The organism is Variovorax paradoxus EPS, assembly GCF_000184745.1.
GTDB classification, from domain to species: Bacteria; Pseudomonadota; Gammaproteobacteria; order Burkholderiales; family Burkholderiaceae_C; genus Variovorax; species Variovorax paradoxus_C.
This window is the reverse complement of record NC_014931.1, coordinates 3,878,377-3,894,095: the sequence shown is the minus strand read 5'-3', so window position 1 is coordinate 3,894,095 and position 15,719 is coordinate 3,878,377. Positions and strand designations below refer to the sequence as shown.

General features: G+C 67.7%; 13 protein-coding genes. 12 read left to right on the top strand and 1 reads right to left on the bottom strand.

What is annotated here, in order from left to right; all coding sequences use genetic code 11:
• Positions 1–338: 338 nt before the first annotated feature.
• Positions 339–1,160 (bottom strand): ferritin-like domain-containing protein, encoded by an 822-nt coding sequence (locus tag VARPA_RS17985; RefSeq protein WP_013542011.1) that lies wholly within the window; start codon positions 1,158–1,160, stop codon positions 339–341.
• 254 nt (positions 1,161–1,414) lie between these two features.
• Between VARPA_RS17985 and alaS the strand changes: the two genes are divergently transcribed.
• The 12 genes from alaS (at position 1,415) to VARPA_RS17925 (ending at position 15,719) form a co-directional block, all read left to right on the top strand.
• Positions 1,415–4,039 carry an alanine--tRNA ligase gene (gene alaS, locus VARPA_RS17980; RefSeq protein ID WP_013542010.1) on the top strand — a complete coding sequence of 875 codons (2,625 nt, stop codon included), beginning with the start codon at positions 1,415–1,417 and terminating at the stop codon, positions 4,037–4,039.
• A 162-nt stretch (positions 4,040–4,201) separates the two neighbouring features.
• The gene (locus VARPA_RS17975; protein WP_013542009.1) at positions 4,202–5,218 is read left to right on the top strand and encodes a 2-dehydropantoate 2-reductase; all 1,017 of its coding nucleotides are present in this window, start codon (positions 4,202–4,204) and stop codon (positions 5,216–5,218) included.
• Positions 5,219–5,269: 51 nt separating this feature from the next.
• The gene (locus VARPA_RS17970; RefSeq protein ID WP_013542008.1) at positions 5,270–6,529 is read left to right on the top strand and encodes a D-amino acid dehydrogenase; all 1,260 of its coding nucleotides are present in this window, start codon (positions 5,270–5,272) and stop codon (positions 6,527–6,529) included.
• 175 nt (positions 6,530–6,704) lie between these two features.
• Positions 6,705–7,691: a Bug family tripartite tricarboxylate transporter substrate binding protein gene (locus VARPA_RS17965; protein WP_013542007.1), complete on the top strand. Its 987-nt coding sequence runs from the start codon at positions 6,705–6,707 to the stop codon at positions 7,689–7,691.
• A gap of 7 nt (positions 7,692–7,698) precedes the next feature.
• A complete protein-coding gene (locus VARPA_RS17960) occupies positions 7,699–8,514 on the top strand; it encodes an SDR family oxidoreductase (RefSeq protein WP_013542006.1) in 816 nt (271 codons plus the stop codon).
• Between the two features lie 33 nt (positions 8,515–8,547).
• Complete coding sequence (locus VARPA_RS17955) at positions 8,548–9,096, top strand: cupin domain-containing protein (protein ID WP_013542005.1); 549 nt, start codon at positions 8,548–8,550, stop codon at positions 9,094–9,096.
• 7 nt (positions 9,097–9,103) lie between these two features.
• Positions 9,104–9,976, top strand: a complete 873-nt coding sequence (locus VARPA_RS17950) for an alpha/beta fold hydrolase (RefSeq protein ID WP_013542004.1) — start codon at positions 9,104–9,106, stop codon at positions 9,974–9,976.
• 40 nt (positions 9,977–10,016) lie between these two features.
• Positions 10,017–10,856 carry an IclR family transcriptional regulator gene (locus VARPA_RS17945; protein WP_013542003.1) on the top strand — a complete coding sequence of 280 codons (840 nt, stop codon included), beginning with the start codon at positions 10,017–10,019 and terminating at the stop codon, positions 10,854–10,856.
• Positions 10,857–10,878: 22 nt separating this feature from the next.
• Complete coding sequence (locus tag VARPA_RS17940; RefSeq protein ID WP_080559449.1) at positions 10,879–11,715, top strand: SDR family oxidoreductase; 837 nt, start codon at positions 10,879–10,881, stop codon at positions 11,713–11,715.
• Entirely contained in the window at positions 11,708–13,408 is a 1,701-nt protein-coding gene (locus tag VARPA_RS17935) for a thiamine pyrophosphate-binding protein (RefSeq protein WP_013542001.1), read from the top strand. Before VARPA_RS17940 ends, VARPA_RS17935 begins: the two co-directional genes overlap by 8 nt.
• Positions 13,409–13,437: 29 nt before the next feature.
• Positions 13,438–14,226: an aspartate dehydrogenase gene (locus VARPA_RS17930; protein ID WP_200861488.1), complete on the top strand. Its 789-nt coding sequence runs from the start codon at positions 13,438–13,440 to the stop codon at positions 14,224–14,226.
• 17 nt (positions 14,227–14,243) lie between these two features.
• Positions 14,244–15,719: an aldehyde dehydrogenase gene (locus VARPA_RS17925; protein ID WP_013541999.1), complete on the top strand. Its 1,476-nt coding sequence runs from the start codon at positions 14,244–14,246 to the stop codon at positions 15,717–15,719.

Genomic DNA, 15,719 nt, shown 5'->3' with positions numbered 1-15,719 from the left:
CAAGAAGGCTCGGTGGCAGGCAAGGCCCGCCATGCGATTCCGGTATACGAATCTTCCAGAAATTGCTGCAGGATGAATTGATTTCTGGGGAATCTGCTTGATGACCGAAACGGTCGCGACGCTCGATTTCTTCCGCCAGTGCCTGATCGAGCTTTCGAGCGCAGCTGGTGATGTCTACGGGACTCATATGTCCTCTCGCCCCAGACGAGTGGCTCGGGAAGTTAGGCAGCGAGATATCTCTCGCTGAAACCGCCCAGAACTAACAGGCGGTCACGCTTCCTCGGTGGTGAATTACTCAAACGTCTGACCCGCATTCAGAGGGACAACGCGGGCCCGCGCTAGCGCAGGAACACGTGCTGCATGAATTGCTTGATCGGGTACTGGATCACCGTCTGCACCCGGGCAGGCAACTCCAGCGGCCGCATCAGCATCTTGAGCGTGCTGCCGGCGCTCAGGTTGGTGCGGATGGTGCTGTTCATGCGCGCGCTCAGCTGCTGCACATAGGCCGTGTCGTCGGCGCGATGGGGCGACCGGGCCTTCACGACGTGGCGGATGGCGCAGTCGGCGTCTTCGCTCTTGAGCTCCAGCGTGCGCCGGCCGATGGTGCCGATCACGCGGAAGCGGCTGAGTTTTTCCTGCTCTCGGTAGCGGCGGAAGAACCGATAGAAGTGCTTGTAGTGGTTGACCTCGTCGGTCGCGATGCGGGTCGCCAGGTCGCTCAGCACCGGCTCGTCGGTGGCCCGGGCCATGGCGCGGTAATAAGTGGCGGTGCCGGTCTCGACCACGCAGCGCGCGGTCATCTCCAGGGCGCGGGTGGGACCCAGCAATTCGACCTTGCAGTAGCTCGCGTATTCCTCCAGAAAGCCGCGATAGGCCGTGTCCCACTCGAATTCGGGCCACACATGGCGCACATAGGCGCGCAGCGCCTGGCCGTGCTGCAGCTCCTCGGGTTCCCAGTAGTTGGAGAGCCAGTCGGTGACTTCGTCGTCGCCGCGGAAAAAATCGACCAGGTTGTGCGTGTACAGGTCCGAGCCGCTTTCGATGAACGAGGCGGAGGTCACGAGGTAGAAAAGGTTCTCGTCCGGGCGCACCTTGTCGAGTGCGATGCGAGAGAAATCGAGGTCCTCGATCTTCCAGTGTTCGGCCTCAAGACCTGGCATGCGGACTCCTTGATTCATGTTGTGCATATGAATAGGACGGGGCTCGCTGCGTTTGGTTCGGCCGCGCGGGCGCCAGGGCGCATATTAGCCGCGGCGTCCCGATCGCGCCCTTGGCCCCGGCCACGCCCGGGCGCCATGGGCAAACCTATAATCGTTTGTTCAAGCAAATCAAGCAGTTAGGTCGGTTCGACGCAGTGGTTTCGACGAGAGGTCGCCATCGCCAGGCCGCCCTCGACAGAAGACGAAATCCAAAGATGAGCCAGCCCACATTCACGGTCGCGGACATCCGCAAGACCTTTCTCGATTTCTTCGCCTCCAAGGGCCACACCGTGGTGCCTTCGAGCTCGCTGGTGCCGGGCAACGACCCGACGCTCATGTTCACCAACTCGGGCATGGTCCAGTTCAAGGACGTGTTCCTCGGCGAAGACAAGCGCAACTACGTGCGCGCCGCCTCGGTCCAGGCGTGCCTTCGCGCCGGCGGCAAGCACAACGACCTTGAGAACGTGGGCTACACCGCGCGGCATCACACCTTCTTCGAGATGCTGGGCAACTGGAGCTTCGGCGACTACTTCAAGCGCGAATCGCTCACCTGGGCCTTCGAGCTGCTGACCAAGGTCTACAAGCTCCCGGCCGAAAAGCTTTGGGCCACCGTCTACATCGAGGACGACGAGGCCTACGACATCTGGACCAAGGAAATCGGCCTGCCGCCCGAGCGCGTCGTGCGCATCGGCGACAACAAGGGCGGCCGCTACATGTCCGACAACTTCTGGATGATGGCCGACACGGGCCCCTGCGGTCCGTGCTCCGAAATCTTCTTCGACCACGGCCCCGAGATCCCCGGCGGCCCGCCCGGCAGCCCCGATGAAGACGGCGACCGCTACATCGAGATCTGGAACAACGTGTTCATGCAGTTCGACATGCAGCCCGACGGCTCGGTCAAGAAACTGCCCGCGCCCTGCGTCGACACCGGCATGGGCCTGGAGCGCCTGGCCGCGATCCTGCAGCACGTGCACAGCAACTACGAGATCGACATCTTCGATGCGCTCATCAAGGCGGCGGCCCGCGAGACCGGCGAAAAGGACCTGGGCAACAACTCGCTGCGCGTGATCGCCGACCACATCCGCGCCACCTCGTTCCTGGTGTCCGACGGCGTGATCCCTTCGAACGAAGGCCGCGGCTACGTGCAGCGCCGCATCGTTCGCCGCGCGATCCGCCACGGCTACAAGCTGGGCCAGAAGAAGCCGTTCTTCCACAAGCTCGTGCCCGACCTCGTGAAGCTCATGGGCGATGCGTACCCCAAGCTCGTGGCCGACGAGAAGCGCATCACCGACACGCTCAAGGCCGAGGAAGAGCGCTTCTTCGAGACGCTCGCCAACGGCATGGAAATCCTCGATGCGGCCCTGGCCGGCGGCGCCAAGACGTTGCCGGGCGACGTCGCCTTCAAGCTGCACGACACCTACGGCTTCCCGCTCGACCTGTCGGCCGACGTGTGCCGCGAGCGCGGCGTGAGCGTCGACGAGGCCGGCTTCAACGTCGCCATGGAAAAGCAGAAGGCCGCGGGCCGTGCGGGTGGCAAGTTCAAGATGGACCGCAACGTCGAATACACCGGCGCGGGCAACACCTTCACCGGCTACGAACACCTGGAGGAAAGCGCCAAGGTCGTCGCGCTGTACTTCGAAGGCGCCGCCGTCAACGAACTGAAGGAAGGCCAGCCCGGCATCGTCGTGCTCGACACCACGCCTTTCTATTCGGAGAGCGGCGGCCAGGTCGGCGACCAGGGCGTGCTCAGCGCCGAAGGCGTGCAGTTCGGCGTGGAAGACACGCAGAAGATCAAGGCCGACGTGTTCGGCCACCACGGCACGCAGACCCAGGGCACGCTCAAGGTCGGCGACGCGGTCAAGGCCGCGGTCGACGGCGCGCGCCGCAACGCGACCATGCGCAACCACTCGGTCACTCACCTGATGCACAAGGCCCTGCGCGAAGTGCTCGGCGACCATGTGCAGCAGAAGGGCTCGCTGGTCGATGCCGACAAGACGCGCTTCGACTTCGCACACAACGCACCCGTCACGCGCGACCAGATCCTGGAGATCGAGAAGCGCGTGAATGCCGAGATCCTTTCCAACGTCGCCACACAGGCGCGCGTGATGGACATGGAATCGGCCCAGAAGACCGGCGCGATGATGCTGTTCGGCGAGAAATACGGCGAGACCGTGCGCGTGCTGGACATCGGCTCGAGCCGCGAGCTGTGCGGCGGCACCCACGTGGGCCGCACCGGCGACATCGGCCTCTTCAAGATCGTGAGCGAAGGCGGCGTGGCCGCCGGCGTGCGCCGCATCGAGGCGGTCACGGGCGCCAACGCGCTCACCTACCTCCAGGACCTCGAATCGACCGTGCAGAGCGTGGCCGCCACGCTCAAGTCGCCGGCCGCCGAACTGCAGGGGCGCCTTTCGCAGGTGCTGGAGCAGGTGAGGGCGCTGGAGCGCGAAGTGGGTTCGCTCAAGGGCAAGCTCGCGTCGTCCAAGGGCGACGAACTCATCGCGCAAGCGGTCGACATCAACGGCATCAAGGTGCTCGCGGCCAAGCTCGATGGCGCCGACGCCAAGACGCTGCGCGACACCATGGACAAGCTCAAGGACAAGCTCAAGACCGCCATCATCGTGCTGGCCGCCGTCGACGGCGACAAGGTGCAGATCGCGGCCGGCGTCACCGCCGACACCGTGGGCAAGGCCAAGGCCGGCGAGCTGGTCAACTTCGTGGCGCAGCAGGTCGGTGGCAAGGGCGGCGGCAAGGCCGACATGGCCATGGCCGGCGGCACCGATGCAGCGGGCGTGCCTGCCGCGCTGAAGTCGGTTCAGGGCTGGGTCTCGGAACGCGTCTAGGATGAAACTTACCCCCAGTCTTCGCGCACTTCGTGTCGTTTCGCCAACCCCTTTCAGGGGGCGACACCAGCGGCCCGGCAAAGCCGGTTCCGCGGTGTCTCCCGACTGAATCACGGCAGTTTCATGTGTCGAGGCTCACGCGCAGCGTGATGGAAAACTGAGATGACAGGCGCGCTGCCCGGCGAAGTGCTCGTGATGGGCGCGGGCACCATCGGCTGCTACATCGGCGGCCGGCTCGCCGCGGCGGGCGTGCCCGTCACTTTCGTCGGACGGCCCCGCGTGCTGAAAAAGCTCGCGGACCACGGCCTCTCGCTCAGCGACCTCGACGGCGCGAAGCACCACATTCTTCCTTCGGCGCTGCGCCTGTGCGAGCAGGTGCCTGTCGGCGCGAAGCCCGCGCTGGTGCTGCTCTGCGTGAAGAGTGGCGCCACCGCCGAGGCGGCGGGCGAACTGGCCTTCGCGCTGCCCGCGGGCACCACGGTCGTCTCGCTGCAGAACGGAATCTCCAACAGCGCGGCCGCATCGCACGCCGGCCCGTCGCTCAACGTGCTGCCGGGCATGGTGCCGTACAACGTGGCCGAGATCGGCGAGGGCGCCTTCCATCGCGGCACACCCGGGCGGCTCGCCGCGAAGGACGACGCGGCGCTGCGCCCCTGGCTGCCCGTGTTCGAGCGCGCCGGCGTGCCGATCGACCTGCATGCCGACCTGCTGCCGGTGCAGTGGGGCAAGCTGCTGCTGAACCTCAACAACCCGGTCAACGCGCTCTCGGGCCTGCCGCTGCGGGAGGAGCTGATGCATCGCGGCTACCGCCGGTGCTTCGCCGCGCTCATCGACGAAACGCTCGGTGTGCTCGGCGTGAGCGGCATCACGCCCGCGCAGGTGGCGGCCGTGCCGGCGCAGCGGCTTTCGAGCCTGTTGCGCCTGCCCGACTGGCTCTTTCGCATCGTCGCGGCACGCATGCTGCGCATCGATGCCAAGGCGCGCTCCAGCATGGCCGATGACCTCGCGCTCGGGCGCCGCACCGAGATCGATGCGCTCAGCGGCGAGGTGGTGCGCCTCGCGCAGGAGCACGGGCTGAGTGCACCGCGCAATGCGCGCATGGTCGCGCTGCTCGAAGCCTGGCCGCAGCAACCCGAGCGGTGGCCGGCACGGCGATTGCAAGACGCTCTCGGCCTGTAGCGCTTAGCCTGTACCCTCGGGCCGTTCGGCCATCAAGAAAGAGGGAGTTCCATGCAGGTCCTGATTCTCGGCAGCGGTGTCATCGGCACCTCGGTGGCGTACTACCTGGCGCGCGCCGGCCATGAGGTGACAGTGCTGGAGCGCCAACCAGCGCCCGCGCTCGAAACCAGCTTCGGCAACGCGGGCGAAGTCTCGCCCGGCTACTCGGCGCCCTGGGCCGGGCCGGGCGTTCCGGTCAAGGCGATCAAGTGGATGCTGATGCAGCACAGCCCGCTGGTCGTCAAACCCATGCTCGATCCGGCGATGTGGCGCTGGGGCCTCTCGATGCTGCGCAACTGCACGCAGGCGCGCTACGAGCTCAACAAGGGCCGCATGGTGCGGCTGGCCGAATACAGCCGCGATTGCCTGAAGGCTCTGCGCGCCGATACGGGCATCCAGTACGACGAGCGCATGCAGGGCACGCTGCAGCTCTTTCGCACGCAGCAGCAACTCGACGGCACCGCGAAAGATGTCGAAGTGCTCAAGGCCTCCGGCGTCCCCTACCAGGTGCTCGACCGCGACGGCTGCCTGCCCTACGAGCCCGCGCTCGCGGCGGTGAAGGAGAAGTTCGTCGGCGGCCTGCGCCTGCCGGGTGACGAGACCGGCGACTGCTTCAAGTTCACGCAGGCGCTCGCGAAGCTGGCGGAAGCTGAAGGCGTGACCTTTCGCTTCGGCGTGAACATCCAAGCGATCGAACACGACCGTGCCAAGGGCGTGACCGCGGTGCGCACCGACCAGGGCAGCTTCACCGCCGACCGCTACGTGGTCGCGCTCGGCAGCTACTCGCCCGCGCTGGTCAAGCCGCTGGGCATCGACCTGCCGGTGTACCCGGTCAAGGGCTTCTCGATCACCGTGCCGATCACCGATGCGGGCGGCGCACCCGAATCCACCGTGATGGACGAGACCTTCAAGGTGGCCGTCACCCGCCTGGGCGACCGCATCCGCGTGGGCGGCACGGCGCAGCTCTCGGGCTTCGACCTCGCGCTGAATCCGCGGCGGCGCGACACGCTCGAACACGTCGTGACCGATCTCTTTCCCAAGGGCGGCAACGTGCGCGATGCCTCCTTCTGGACGGGCCTGCGCCCGATGACGCCCGACGGCACGCCGGTCATCGGCGCCACGCGCATTCCCAACCTGATGCTGAGCACCGGCCACGGCACGCTCGGCTGGACCATGGCGGCCGGCACCGGCCGCGTGATGGCTGATCTGGTCGCAGGCAAGGCGCCCGAGATCGACATGGAAGGCCTGACCGTGGCGCGCTACGGCGGCTAGCAGGCCGCCACCCATCCCCGAGCAGGGCGGTCCGAAAGGCCCGCCCTGTTTACGTTGGGTTGCGACATCTAGGGTTTCTACTTAGTCACGAAGTTGTCTTCGTGTTTATCCTTCGTGCGTTCCATTAATAAATCGCTGTTTCTCTAATGAAACAAACGCGAACCACGACGGACCCATGAAACACACACGCCGCCTTGCCATCGCAGCCGCCATTTCCATGGCCGGTGTTTGCGCCACCGGTCTTTCCTGGGCACAGAACTACCCGGCAAAGCCGATCACGCTGGTGGTCGCCTATCCGGCCGGCGGCGACACCGACGCGCTGGCGCGGCTCTACGCCGAGAAGCTCTCGGCGCGGGTGGGGCAGCCGGTGGTGGTCGACAACCGCCCGGGCGCCAGCGGCATCATCGGCAGCAGCTACGTGTCGAAGGCGCCGGCCGATGGCTACACGCTGCTGCTCGCGCCCAGCACCTTCTCGATCGCGCAGTTGGTGCTCAAGACCAACGGCGCCGCGGGCTACGACGTGCTCAACGGCTTCACGCCAATCGTGCAGACCGGCAGCCTGCCGCTGTTCCTCGTGGCGAGCGCCGGCAGCGGGTTCGCCACGGCGAAAGACGCGGTCGCCGCCGCCAAGGGCACCGGCAAATCGCTCTCGTATGCGAGCCCGGGCAGCGGCTCGCCGATGCACATCTTGGGCGAGATGTTCGCCCGCGCCTCGGGCGCGAACCTCGCGCACGTGCCCTACAAGGGCGTGGCGCCCGCGGTCAACGATGTGCTGGGCGGCCATGTGCCCGTCACGTTCATCACGCTCGGCCCCGTGGCGCCGTATTTCGCCAACGGCAAGTTGAAGCCGCTGGCCGTGGCCTCGAGCCAGCGCTCGCCGCTCGCGCCCACTGTGCCGACGCTCGCCGAGCTGGGCTACAAGGACGTCGAGGTGGTCGCCTGGAACGGCCTCTGGGGCCCGCGCAACCTGCCGCCCGAGATCGTGAAGACGCTCAACGGCCACTTCAACGACATCCTCAAGATGCCCGACATCGTCGCGCGCATGGCCGTGCTCGGCACCACGCCGGTGGGCGGCGAAGCCGACGTGCTCGGCAAGACGAATGCGGGCGACTACGCGCGCTTCGGCAAGGTCATCAAGGAACTCGGCATCCAGGCCGACTGAACACGCCATGTCCGAACTCAAAGCCATTCCCGATCCGTCGAGCCTGCAGTCGCTGCTGGCCGAACTGCCCGCGAACTTGCTGGCGGGACGCCGCGTGCTGGTGACTGGCGGCGCGCGCGGCTTGGGCCTCGCGTTCGCACAATGCATCGCCGCGGCGGGCGCGAGCGTGGTGCTGGCCGACATCCTCGGCGAACTCGCCGAAACCGAAGCGAAGGCGCTGCGGAGCTCAGGCCACAAGGCGCATGCGCTCACCGTCGACCTGTCGGAACCAGCCTCCATCGACGCCTGCGCCGCCGAAGCGATCCGCCTGCTCGGCGGGCTCGACGGCCTGGTCAACAACGCCGCCATCACCAACTCGGGCGGCCGCGATGCGCATCAGCTCGAGATCGATATGTGGGACCGCGTGATGAGCGTCAACGTGCGCGGCACCTGGCTCATGGGCCGCGCCTGCCGTAGTGCGCTCGCTGCAAGCGGCCGTGGCGCGGTCGTCAATCTCGCCTCCGACACCGCCCTCTGGGGCGCGCCCAACCTGCTGGCCTACGCATCGAGCAAGGGCGCCGTCATCTCGATGACGCGCTCGCTGGCGCGCGAATGGGGCGGCGACAACATCACCGTCAACGCGGTGGCGCCGGGCCTCACGCTGGTCGAGGCGACCGAGTACGTGCCGATGGCGCGCCACCAGAAATACCTCGAAGGCCGCGCCATTCCGCGGGAGCAACAGGCCGCCGATGTGTGCGGCGCCACGCTGTACCTGTTGTCCGGCCTCTCGCGCTTCGTGACGGGCCAGCTGCTGGCCGTCAACGGCGGCTTTGCGATGCACTGACTGAACGAATTTTTCCGACGAAGGAGTAAACCCATGAGCGATTTGTCCGAACAACAGAAGATCACCGACGCCGCCGCCAGCACGCTGGCGCAGCCCGAAGGCACGAGCCTCGCCGAGTGGATGAACACCCGCATCGCGCGCTACGAAACCCGCAAGTACGACTGGGACGCGCTGAAGTTCCAGGCCGATTTCGACCCCAAGTACCGCCGCGCGCAGATGCGCTACGTGGGCACCGGCGGCACCGGCGTCGCCAAGGACGTGAACACCGTGCCTTCGGAGCACTTCACCTTCTCGACCATGGTGATCCCGGCCGGCCACGAAGGCCCGCCGCACCTGCACACCGACGTGGAGGAAGTGTTCTTCCTCATCCGCGGCAAGCTCAAGGTCGTGATCGAGAAGGACGGCGAGCGCTTCGAAACCATCATGACCGACCGCGACCTGATCTCGGTGCCGCCCGGCGTGTACCGCGAGGAGATCAACATCGGCGACGAAGACGCGCTGATGTGCGTGATGCTCGGCGCGAAGAAGCCGATCACGCCGACGTACCCGGCCGATCACCCGCTGGCGAAGATCAAGCGCTGAGGACCGGATGAGCGACGCGATGGTCATCGATGCATTGACGCTGCCCGCTTCCGAGCTGGCGCTGCTCGACGCCCGCTTTCCCGCACGCGACGTGCCGGTCGGCGGTGGCGCGGTGGTGTCGGTGCGCGAGCACGGCGCGGGTCCGGCCCTCGTGTGCCTGCACGGCATCGGCTCGGGCGCGGCCTCGTGGCTCAACGTCGCCTTGCTGCTGGCTCCGCAGGCCCGCGTGATCGCATGGGATGCGCCGGGCTACGGCCAATCCACGCCGCTCGCGCCTGCCGCACCATCTGCAGCGGACTACGCGGAACGCCTGCATGCCTTGCTCGATGCGCTCGATGTCCAGTCTTGCGTGCTCGTCGGCCACTCGCTCGGCGCACTCACCGCGGCATCGGCCGCGCGGAAAGATTCAGCAATTGCCTCGCGCATCCGCCGCCTCGTGCTCATCAGCCCGGCCGCCGGCTACGGCGCACCGTCGCGCGCCGAAGCCCGCGCCAGGGTGCGCGCCGAACGCCTCGCCACGCTCGACGAACTCGGCATCGCCGGCATGGCGTCGAAACGCGCGGGCCGCCTCGTTTCCGACGGCGCGAGCGAACTCGCTCGCCAGTGGGTGCGCTGGAATATGGCCCGCCTGAACGACGGCGGCTACCGCCAGGCCGTTGAGCTGCTGTGCCACGGCGACCTGCTGGCCGACCTGCCGCCCGCCATGCCGGTGCGCGTGGCCTGTGGCACGCTCGATGTCGTCACCACGCCCCAAGCCTGCGCCGAAGTCGCGCGCGGCTGCGGGGTGACGCTCGAAGCCATCGACGGTGCCGGGCACGCCAGCTACGTGGAGCGGCCCGAGGCCGTCGCCGCGCTGCTGCGCGAGGCACTCGCCGCCTGATGCGGACCACTGCAGAACAACCCAAGGGACCAACGAACACATGACCACCAACGACAACAGCGAAGCGATGGAAGAGGGCGCCGACCGCTACAACGTGCCTGCGCTGGAGCGCGGCCTGCGCGTGCTGTGCGAGTTCAGCCGCGAGAACCGCACGCTCTCCGCGCCCGAGCTGGCGCGCCGCTTCGACCTGCCGCGTTCGACCGTGTTCCGCCTGCTCACCACGCTGGAGAACATGGGCTTCCTGGAGCGCGCCGAGGGCGGCCGCGACTACCGCCTAGGCCTCGCGGTGCTGCGCCTGGGCTTCGAATACCTGGCCTCGCTCGAACTCACGCAACTGGGCACGCCGCTGCTCAACCGCCTGTGCGATGAACTGCGCACGCCTTGCAACCTGGTGGTGCGCGACGGCCGCTCGATCGTCTACGTCGCCAAGGTCGCACCGCCGACGCCCTTCGCCAGTTCGGTCACCGTCGGCACGCGCCTGCCGGCCCACGCCACGGTCCTCGGCCGCGTGCTGCTGGAAGACCTCACGCTGCCGCAGCTTCGCGCGCTCTACCCCGAAGACAAGCTGGAGACCTTCTCGCCGAGCACGCCCAAGACGGTGAACGAACTCTTCGACATGGTGCAGGCCGACCGCACGCGCGGCTATGTGCTGGGCGAAGGTTTCTTCGAGTCGAACATCTCCAGCATCGCCGCGCCGGTGCGCGACCACAGTGGCCACATCGTTGCTGCCCTGGGCGCGACCATCACCTCGGGCCACATCGAAGAGAACCGCATGGACGAAATGGTGCTGCGGGTGCGCAGTACCGCGGAGGAGATCTCGGGCCTCTTGAACTACTCGCCTGCGCGCAGCAACAAGGTGGTGCCGCTTCGCAGCGCATGACGACATGACGGACGTGACGGACATGACGATGCAGGCTTCTTCTCATTTCTTTGCCGCCGATGCGCTGGCCGGCCGCGTGGCCGTGGTCACGGGCGGCTCCTCGGGCATCGGCCTCGCGACCGTCGAGCTGCTGCTCGCGAGCGGCGCCGCCGTTGCGCTGTGCGGCCGCAACGCCGAGCGGCTGGACCGTGCGGTCGCCGGCCTGCGCGAACAGTTCCCCAACGCGAAGCTTTTCGCGCAACCGTGCGATGTGCTCGACGCCGCCGCTGTCAAAGCCTTCGCCGCAGCGAGCGAGGCCGCGCTCGGCCCGGCCTCGATGCTCGTCAACAACGCGGGGCAGGGGCGGGTCTCCACGTTCGCCGACACCGACGACGCGGCGTGGATGGAAGAGCTCCACCTGAAGTTCTTCTCCGTCATCCATCCGACGCGCGCCTTCCTTCCGCAGCTCGCCGCACAGCGCGCCGTGCTGGGCGATGCCGCCATCGTCTGCGCCAACTCGCTGCTGGCACGCCAGCCCGAGCCGCACATGGTCGCCACCTCGGCCGCACGCGCCGGCCTTCTGAACCTCGTGCGTTCGATGGCCACCGAGTTCGCGCCGCAGGGCGTGCGCGTCAACGGCATCCTGATCGGTCTCGTCGAGTCCGGCCAGTGGCGCCGCCGCTTCGAGGCGCGCGAAGACAAGTCCGAGGACTGGGCCGCCTGGAGCACCCAGCTCGCGAAGACCAAACACATCCCGCTGGGTCGCCTGGGGCTTCCGACCGAAGCCGCACGCGCGATCCTTTTCCTCGCTTCGCCCCTCGCGTCGTACACGACGGGCAGCCACATCGATATCTCCGGAGGCCATTCGCGCCATGCATAAACCCAACAACAACATGGTCACGGTCGGCGCAGTCGTCGCGGCCTTTCTCGAACAGTGCGGCGTCAAGGCGGCCTTCGGCGTGATCTCGATCCACAACATGCCGATCCTCGATGCGTTCGCGCAGCGCGGCACCATCCGCTTCGTCTCCTCGCGCGGCGAGGCGGGCGCGGGCAACATGGCCGACGCCTATGCACGCTCCACCGCGAGCCTGGGCGTGTGCATCACCAGCACCGGCCCGGCCGCGGGCAACATCGCGGGCAGCCTGGTCGAGGCGCTGACCGCGGGTGCGCCGCTCCTGCACATCACCGGGCAGATCGAGACGCCCTACCTGGACAAGGGCATGTCGTACATCCACGAGGCGCCCGACCAGCTCACGATGCTCAAGGCGGTGTCGAAGGCCGCGCTGCGGGTGCGCAGCGTCGAGACGGTGCTCGGCACGCTCAAGCGCGCGGTGCAGCTTGCGCTGACGGCGCCGACCGGCCCGGTGAGCGTGGAGATCCCGATCGACATCCAGTCGGCCCTCACCACGATGCCGGCCGACCTCTCGCCGCTGCCCGTCGAGCGCCCCGTGCCCTCCGCCGCCGGCCTCGATGCGCTGGCCGCGTGCCTCGCAACCGCCAAGCGCCCGCTGTTGTGGGTCGGCGGCGGTGCGCGCCACGCCCGTTCGGCAATCCAGCGCCTGCAGAAGCTCGGCTTCGGCGTGGTCACCACCACGCAGGGCCGTGGTACCGTGCCCGAGGACGACGCCGGCTCGCTCGGCGCCTACAACATCCAGAAGCCGGTCGAGGCCTTCTATCAAACCTGCGACGCGATGCTCGTGGTCGGCTCGCGCCTGCGCGGCAACGAGACGCTCAAGTACGAACTGAAGCTGCCGCGCCCGCTGTATCGCATCGACGCCGATGCCGCCGCCGAAGGCCGCTGCTACGCCTCCGAAGCTTTCGTTTGCGGCGACTCGGCACTGGCCCTCGAAGGCTTGGCCGACCGTCTCGAAGCCATCGGCTACAAGGCCGATGCGCAACTGCTGGTCGACTTGCGTACCGCCCACGACCAGGCGGTTGCAACGCTGCGCGATGGCCTCGGCCCGTACGCCGAACTCGTGCGCCGGCTCCAGTCGGTGGCGGGCCGCCAGTTCAACTGGGTGCGCGACGTGACCGTCTCCAACAGCACCTGGGGCAACCGCGAGCTGCGCATCTTCGAACCCAGCGCCGGCGTGCACGCCACGGGCGGCGGCATCGGGCAGGGCATGCCCATGGCGATCGGCGCGGCCATCGGCGCGGCGGTGACCGGCTCGGGTCGCAAGACCTTCTGCCTGGCCGGCGACGGCGGCTTCATCCTGAACCTGGGCGAGCTCGCCTGCATGGTGCAGGAGAAGGCACCGATGGTGATCGTGCTCATGAACGACAAGAGCTACGGCGTGATCAAGAACATCCAGGACGCGCAGTACGGCGGCCGCCAGTGCTACGCCGAGCTGCACACGCCCGACTATGACCTGCTGTGCAAGTCGATCGCGCTGCCGCACGCTTGTGTCCGCGACCTGGCCGATCTGCCGGCGCGCTTCGACGAAGCGCTCTCGACCGACGGACCCTTCCTGCTGGAGATCGACATGCTGTCGATCGGCGGCTTCAAGACCAGCTTCGCCGGCCCGCCGACCAACACGGTCACGCAGATTCCCGCACTCGGCACGGCGCAGTGAGAGCGGACGGAGCCACGCCCATGACCGCCATCACACGCATCGCACTCGTCGGCTGCGGCGCCATCGGCACCGCGGTGCTCGACCTCTTGCGGGACGATCCGGCCCTGCGGGTTACGGTCGTCGTTGTGCCCGCCGAAGGCATGGCCGCCGCTCAGAAGGCGGTGCCGGACGTACGGGTGGCGAGCATGGTGCCGGTCGCAGACATCGACCTCGTGGTCGAGACGGCCGGGCACGCAGCCATCGAAGAGCACGTGCTGCCGGCGCTCGCGCGCGGCACGCCGTGCGTGGTCGCTTCGGTCGGTGCGCTGTCGGCCGCGGGCCTTTCTGAAAAGCTCGAAGCCGCTGCCATCGCCGGCCACACGCAGGTGCAGCTGATCCCCGGCGCCATCGGCGCGATCGACGCGCTCGCCGCGGCCCGCATCGGCGGCCTCGACAGCGTGCGCTACACCGGCCGGAAGCCCCCGAAGGCCTGGAAGGGCACGCCGGCCGAGCAGGGCCGCGACCTCGATGCGCTGACAGAAGCTACGGTGATCTTCGAAGGCAGCGCGCGCGAAGCCGCCTTGCTCTACCCGAAGAACGCCAACGTCGCGGCCACGGTCTCGCTCGCGGGCCTAGGCCTCGACAAGACCTTGGTGCGCCTCATCGCCGACCCCGCCACCGCCGAGAACGTGCACACCGTCGAAGCCGAGGGCGCCTTCGGCAGCTTCGAGCTGACCATGCGCAACAAGCCGCTCGCGGCCAACCCCAAGACCTCGGCGCTGACCGTGTACAGCGCGGTGCGCGCGCTGCGCAACCGCGTCGCGCCTCTCGCCATCTGACCTTTCGATTCGCCCACATGATTTCTTCCGAACTTCTTCCGATCTGCATTGCCGGCGAATGGCGCCTGGGCGGCGGCGACGTGTACGAAAGCCTGTACCCCGCCACCGGCGAGCCGATCGCGCGCCTGAAGGCCGCGAGCCTCGCCGACGTGGAGGAGGCCATCGTCCGCGCCGACCATGCCTTCCGCACCAGCGGCTGGGCGCAGCGCCTGCCGCACGAGCGCGCCGCGGTGCTGCACCGCGTGGCGCAATTGATCCGCGAAGAGAGCGAATCGCTGGCGCAGAAGCAGCGCCTGGACAACGGCAAGCCGATCAATGAAACCCGCAACCTCGTGGCGAGTGCCGCGGGCACCTTCCAGTTCTTCGCGGCCGCATTGGAGACGCTCGAAGAGACCATCACCCCGTCGCGCGGTGCCTTCGTCACGATGAGCGTGCACGAGCCCATGGGCGTGGTCGCCGCCATCACGCCGTGGAACTCGCCCATCGCGAGCGAAGCGCAGAAGCTCGCGCCGGCGCTCGCCGCCGGCAACGCGGTGGTCGTGAAGCCCGCCGAAGTCACGCCGCTGATGGCGCTGGAATTGGCGCGCATCTGCGAAGCGGCCGGCGTGCCGAAGGGCATCGTGAGCGTGCTGCCGGGAAGGGGCTCGGTCATCGGCGACGCGATCACCAAGCATCCGCTGGTCAAGCGTGTGTCGTTCACCGGCGGCACCACGACCGGCAAGCACATCGCCCACATCGCGGCCGACAAGATGATGCCGGTGTCGCTGGAGCTGGGCGGCAAGTCGCCCACCATGGTGCTCGACGATGCGGACCTCGACCACGCGGTGAACGGCGTGCTCTACGGCATCTTCAGTTCGTCGGGCGAGTCGTGCATCGCGGGCTCGCGCCTTTTTGTCGCGCGCAGCATCTACGACGAGTTCCTGACGCGGCTGGCCGAAGGCGCCAACGCGCTGCGCGTGGGCGATCCGGCCTCGGAGCAGACGCAGATGGGCCCGCTCATCACAGCCAAGCACCGCGAGGGCATCGAGCGCTATGTGGATCTCGGCGTGTCCGAAGGCGGCCGCATCCGCACGGGCGGCGTGCGCCCGCATGGCGCCGGCTACGACAACGGCTACTTCTACAAGCCGACCATCATCGAAGGCCTGGACAACAGCGCCCGCATCAGCCAGGAAGAGATCTTCGGCCCGGTGCTGGTCGCGATGCCCTTCGACGACGAGGAATCACTGATCGAACAGGCCAACGACAGCGTCTACGCACTGGCCGCGGGCGTGTGGAGCCGCGACTTCAAGCGCGCCTGGAAGCTCGGCCGCGCGGTGCAGGCCGGCACGGTCTGGGTCAACACCTACAAGCAGTTCTCGGTCTCGACGCCGTTCGGCGGCTGGCGCGACAGCGGCCTCGGCCGCGAGAAGGGCCGCGAGGGCATCTTCCAGTACATGGAGCAAAAAAGCATGTACTGGGGCACCAACGACCAACCGCTCCCATGGGCGAACTGA

Bases quoted from the DNA above. Each gene is read 5' to 3' on its own strand.
- VARPA_RS17925 (WP_013541999.1), top strand. From the start codon at position 14,244: ATGATTTCTTCCGAACTTCTTCCGATCTGCATTGCCGGCGAATGGCGC.
- VARPA_RS17960 (WP_013542006.1), top strand. From the start codon at position 7,699: ATGTCCGAACTCAAAGCCATTCCCGATCCGTCGAGCCTGCAGTCGCTG.
- VARPA_RS17950 (WP_013542004.1), top strand. From the start codon at position 9,104: ATGAGCGACGCGATGGTCATCGATGCATTGACGCTGCCCGCTTCCGAG.
- VARPA_RS17975 (WP_013542009.1), top strand. From the start codon at position 4,202: ATGACAGGCGCGCTGCCCGGCGAAGTGCTCGTGATGGGCGCGGGCACC.
- VARPA_RS17970 (WP_013542008.1), top strand. From the start codon at position 5,270: ATGCAGGTCCTGATTCTCGGCAGCGGTGTCATCGGCACCTCGGTGGCG.
- VARPA_RS17955 (WP_013542005.1), top strand. From the start codon at position 8,548: ATGAGCGATTTGTCCGAACAACAGAAGATCACCGACGCCGCCGCCAGC.
- VARPA_RS17935 (WP_013542001.1), top strand. From the start codon at position 11,708: ATGCATAAACCCAACAACAACATGGTCACGGTCGGCGCAGTCGTCGCG.
- VARPA_RS17965 (WP_013542007.1), top strand. From the start codon at position 6,705: ATGAAACACACACGCCGCCTTGCCATCGCAGCCGCCATTTCCATGGCC.
- VARPA_RS17940 (WP_080559449.1), top strand. From the start codon at position 10,879: ATGACGATGCAGGCTTCTTCTCATTTCTTTGCCGCCGATGCGCTGGCC.
- VARPA_RS17945 (WP_013542003.1), top strand. From the start codon at position 10,017: ATGACCACCAACGACAACAGCGAAGCGATGGAAGAGGGCGCCGACCGC.
- alaS (WP_013542010.1), top strand. From the start codon at position 1,415: ATGAGCCAGCCCACATTCACGGTCGCGGACATCCGCAAGACCTTTCTC.
- VARPA_RS17985 (WP_013542011.1), bottom strand. From the start codon at position 1,160: ATGCCAGGTCTTGAGGCCGAACACTGGAAGATCGAGGACCTCGATTTC.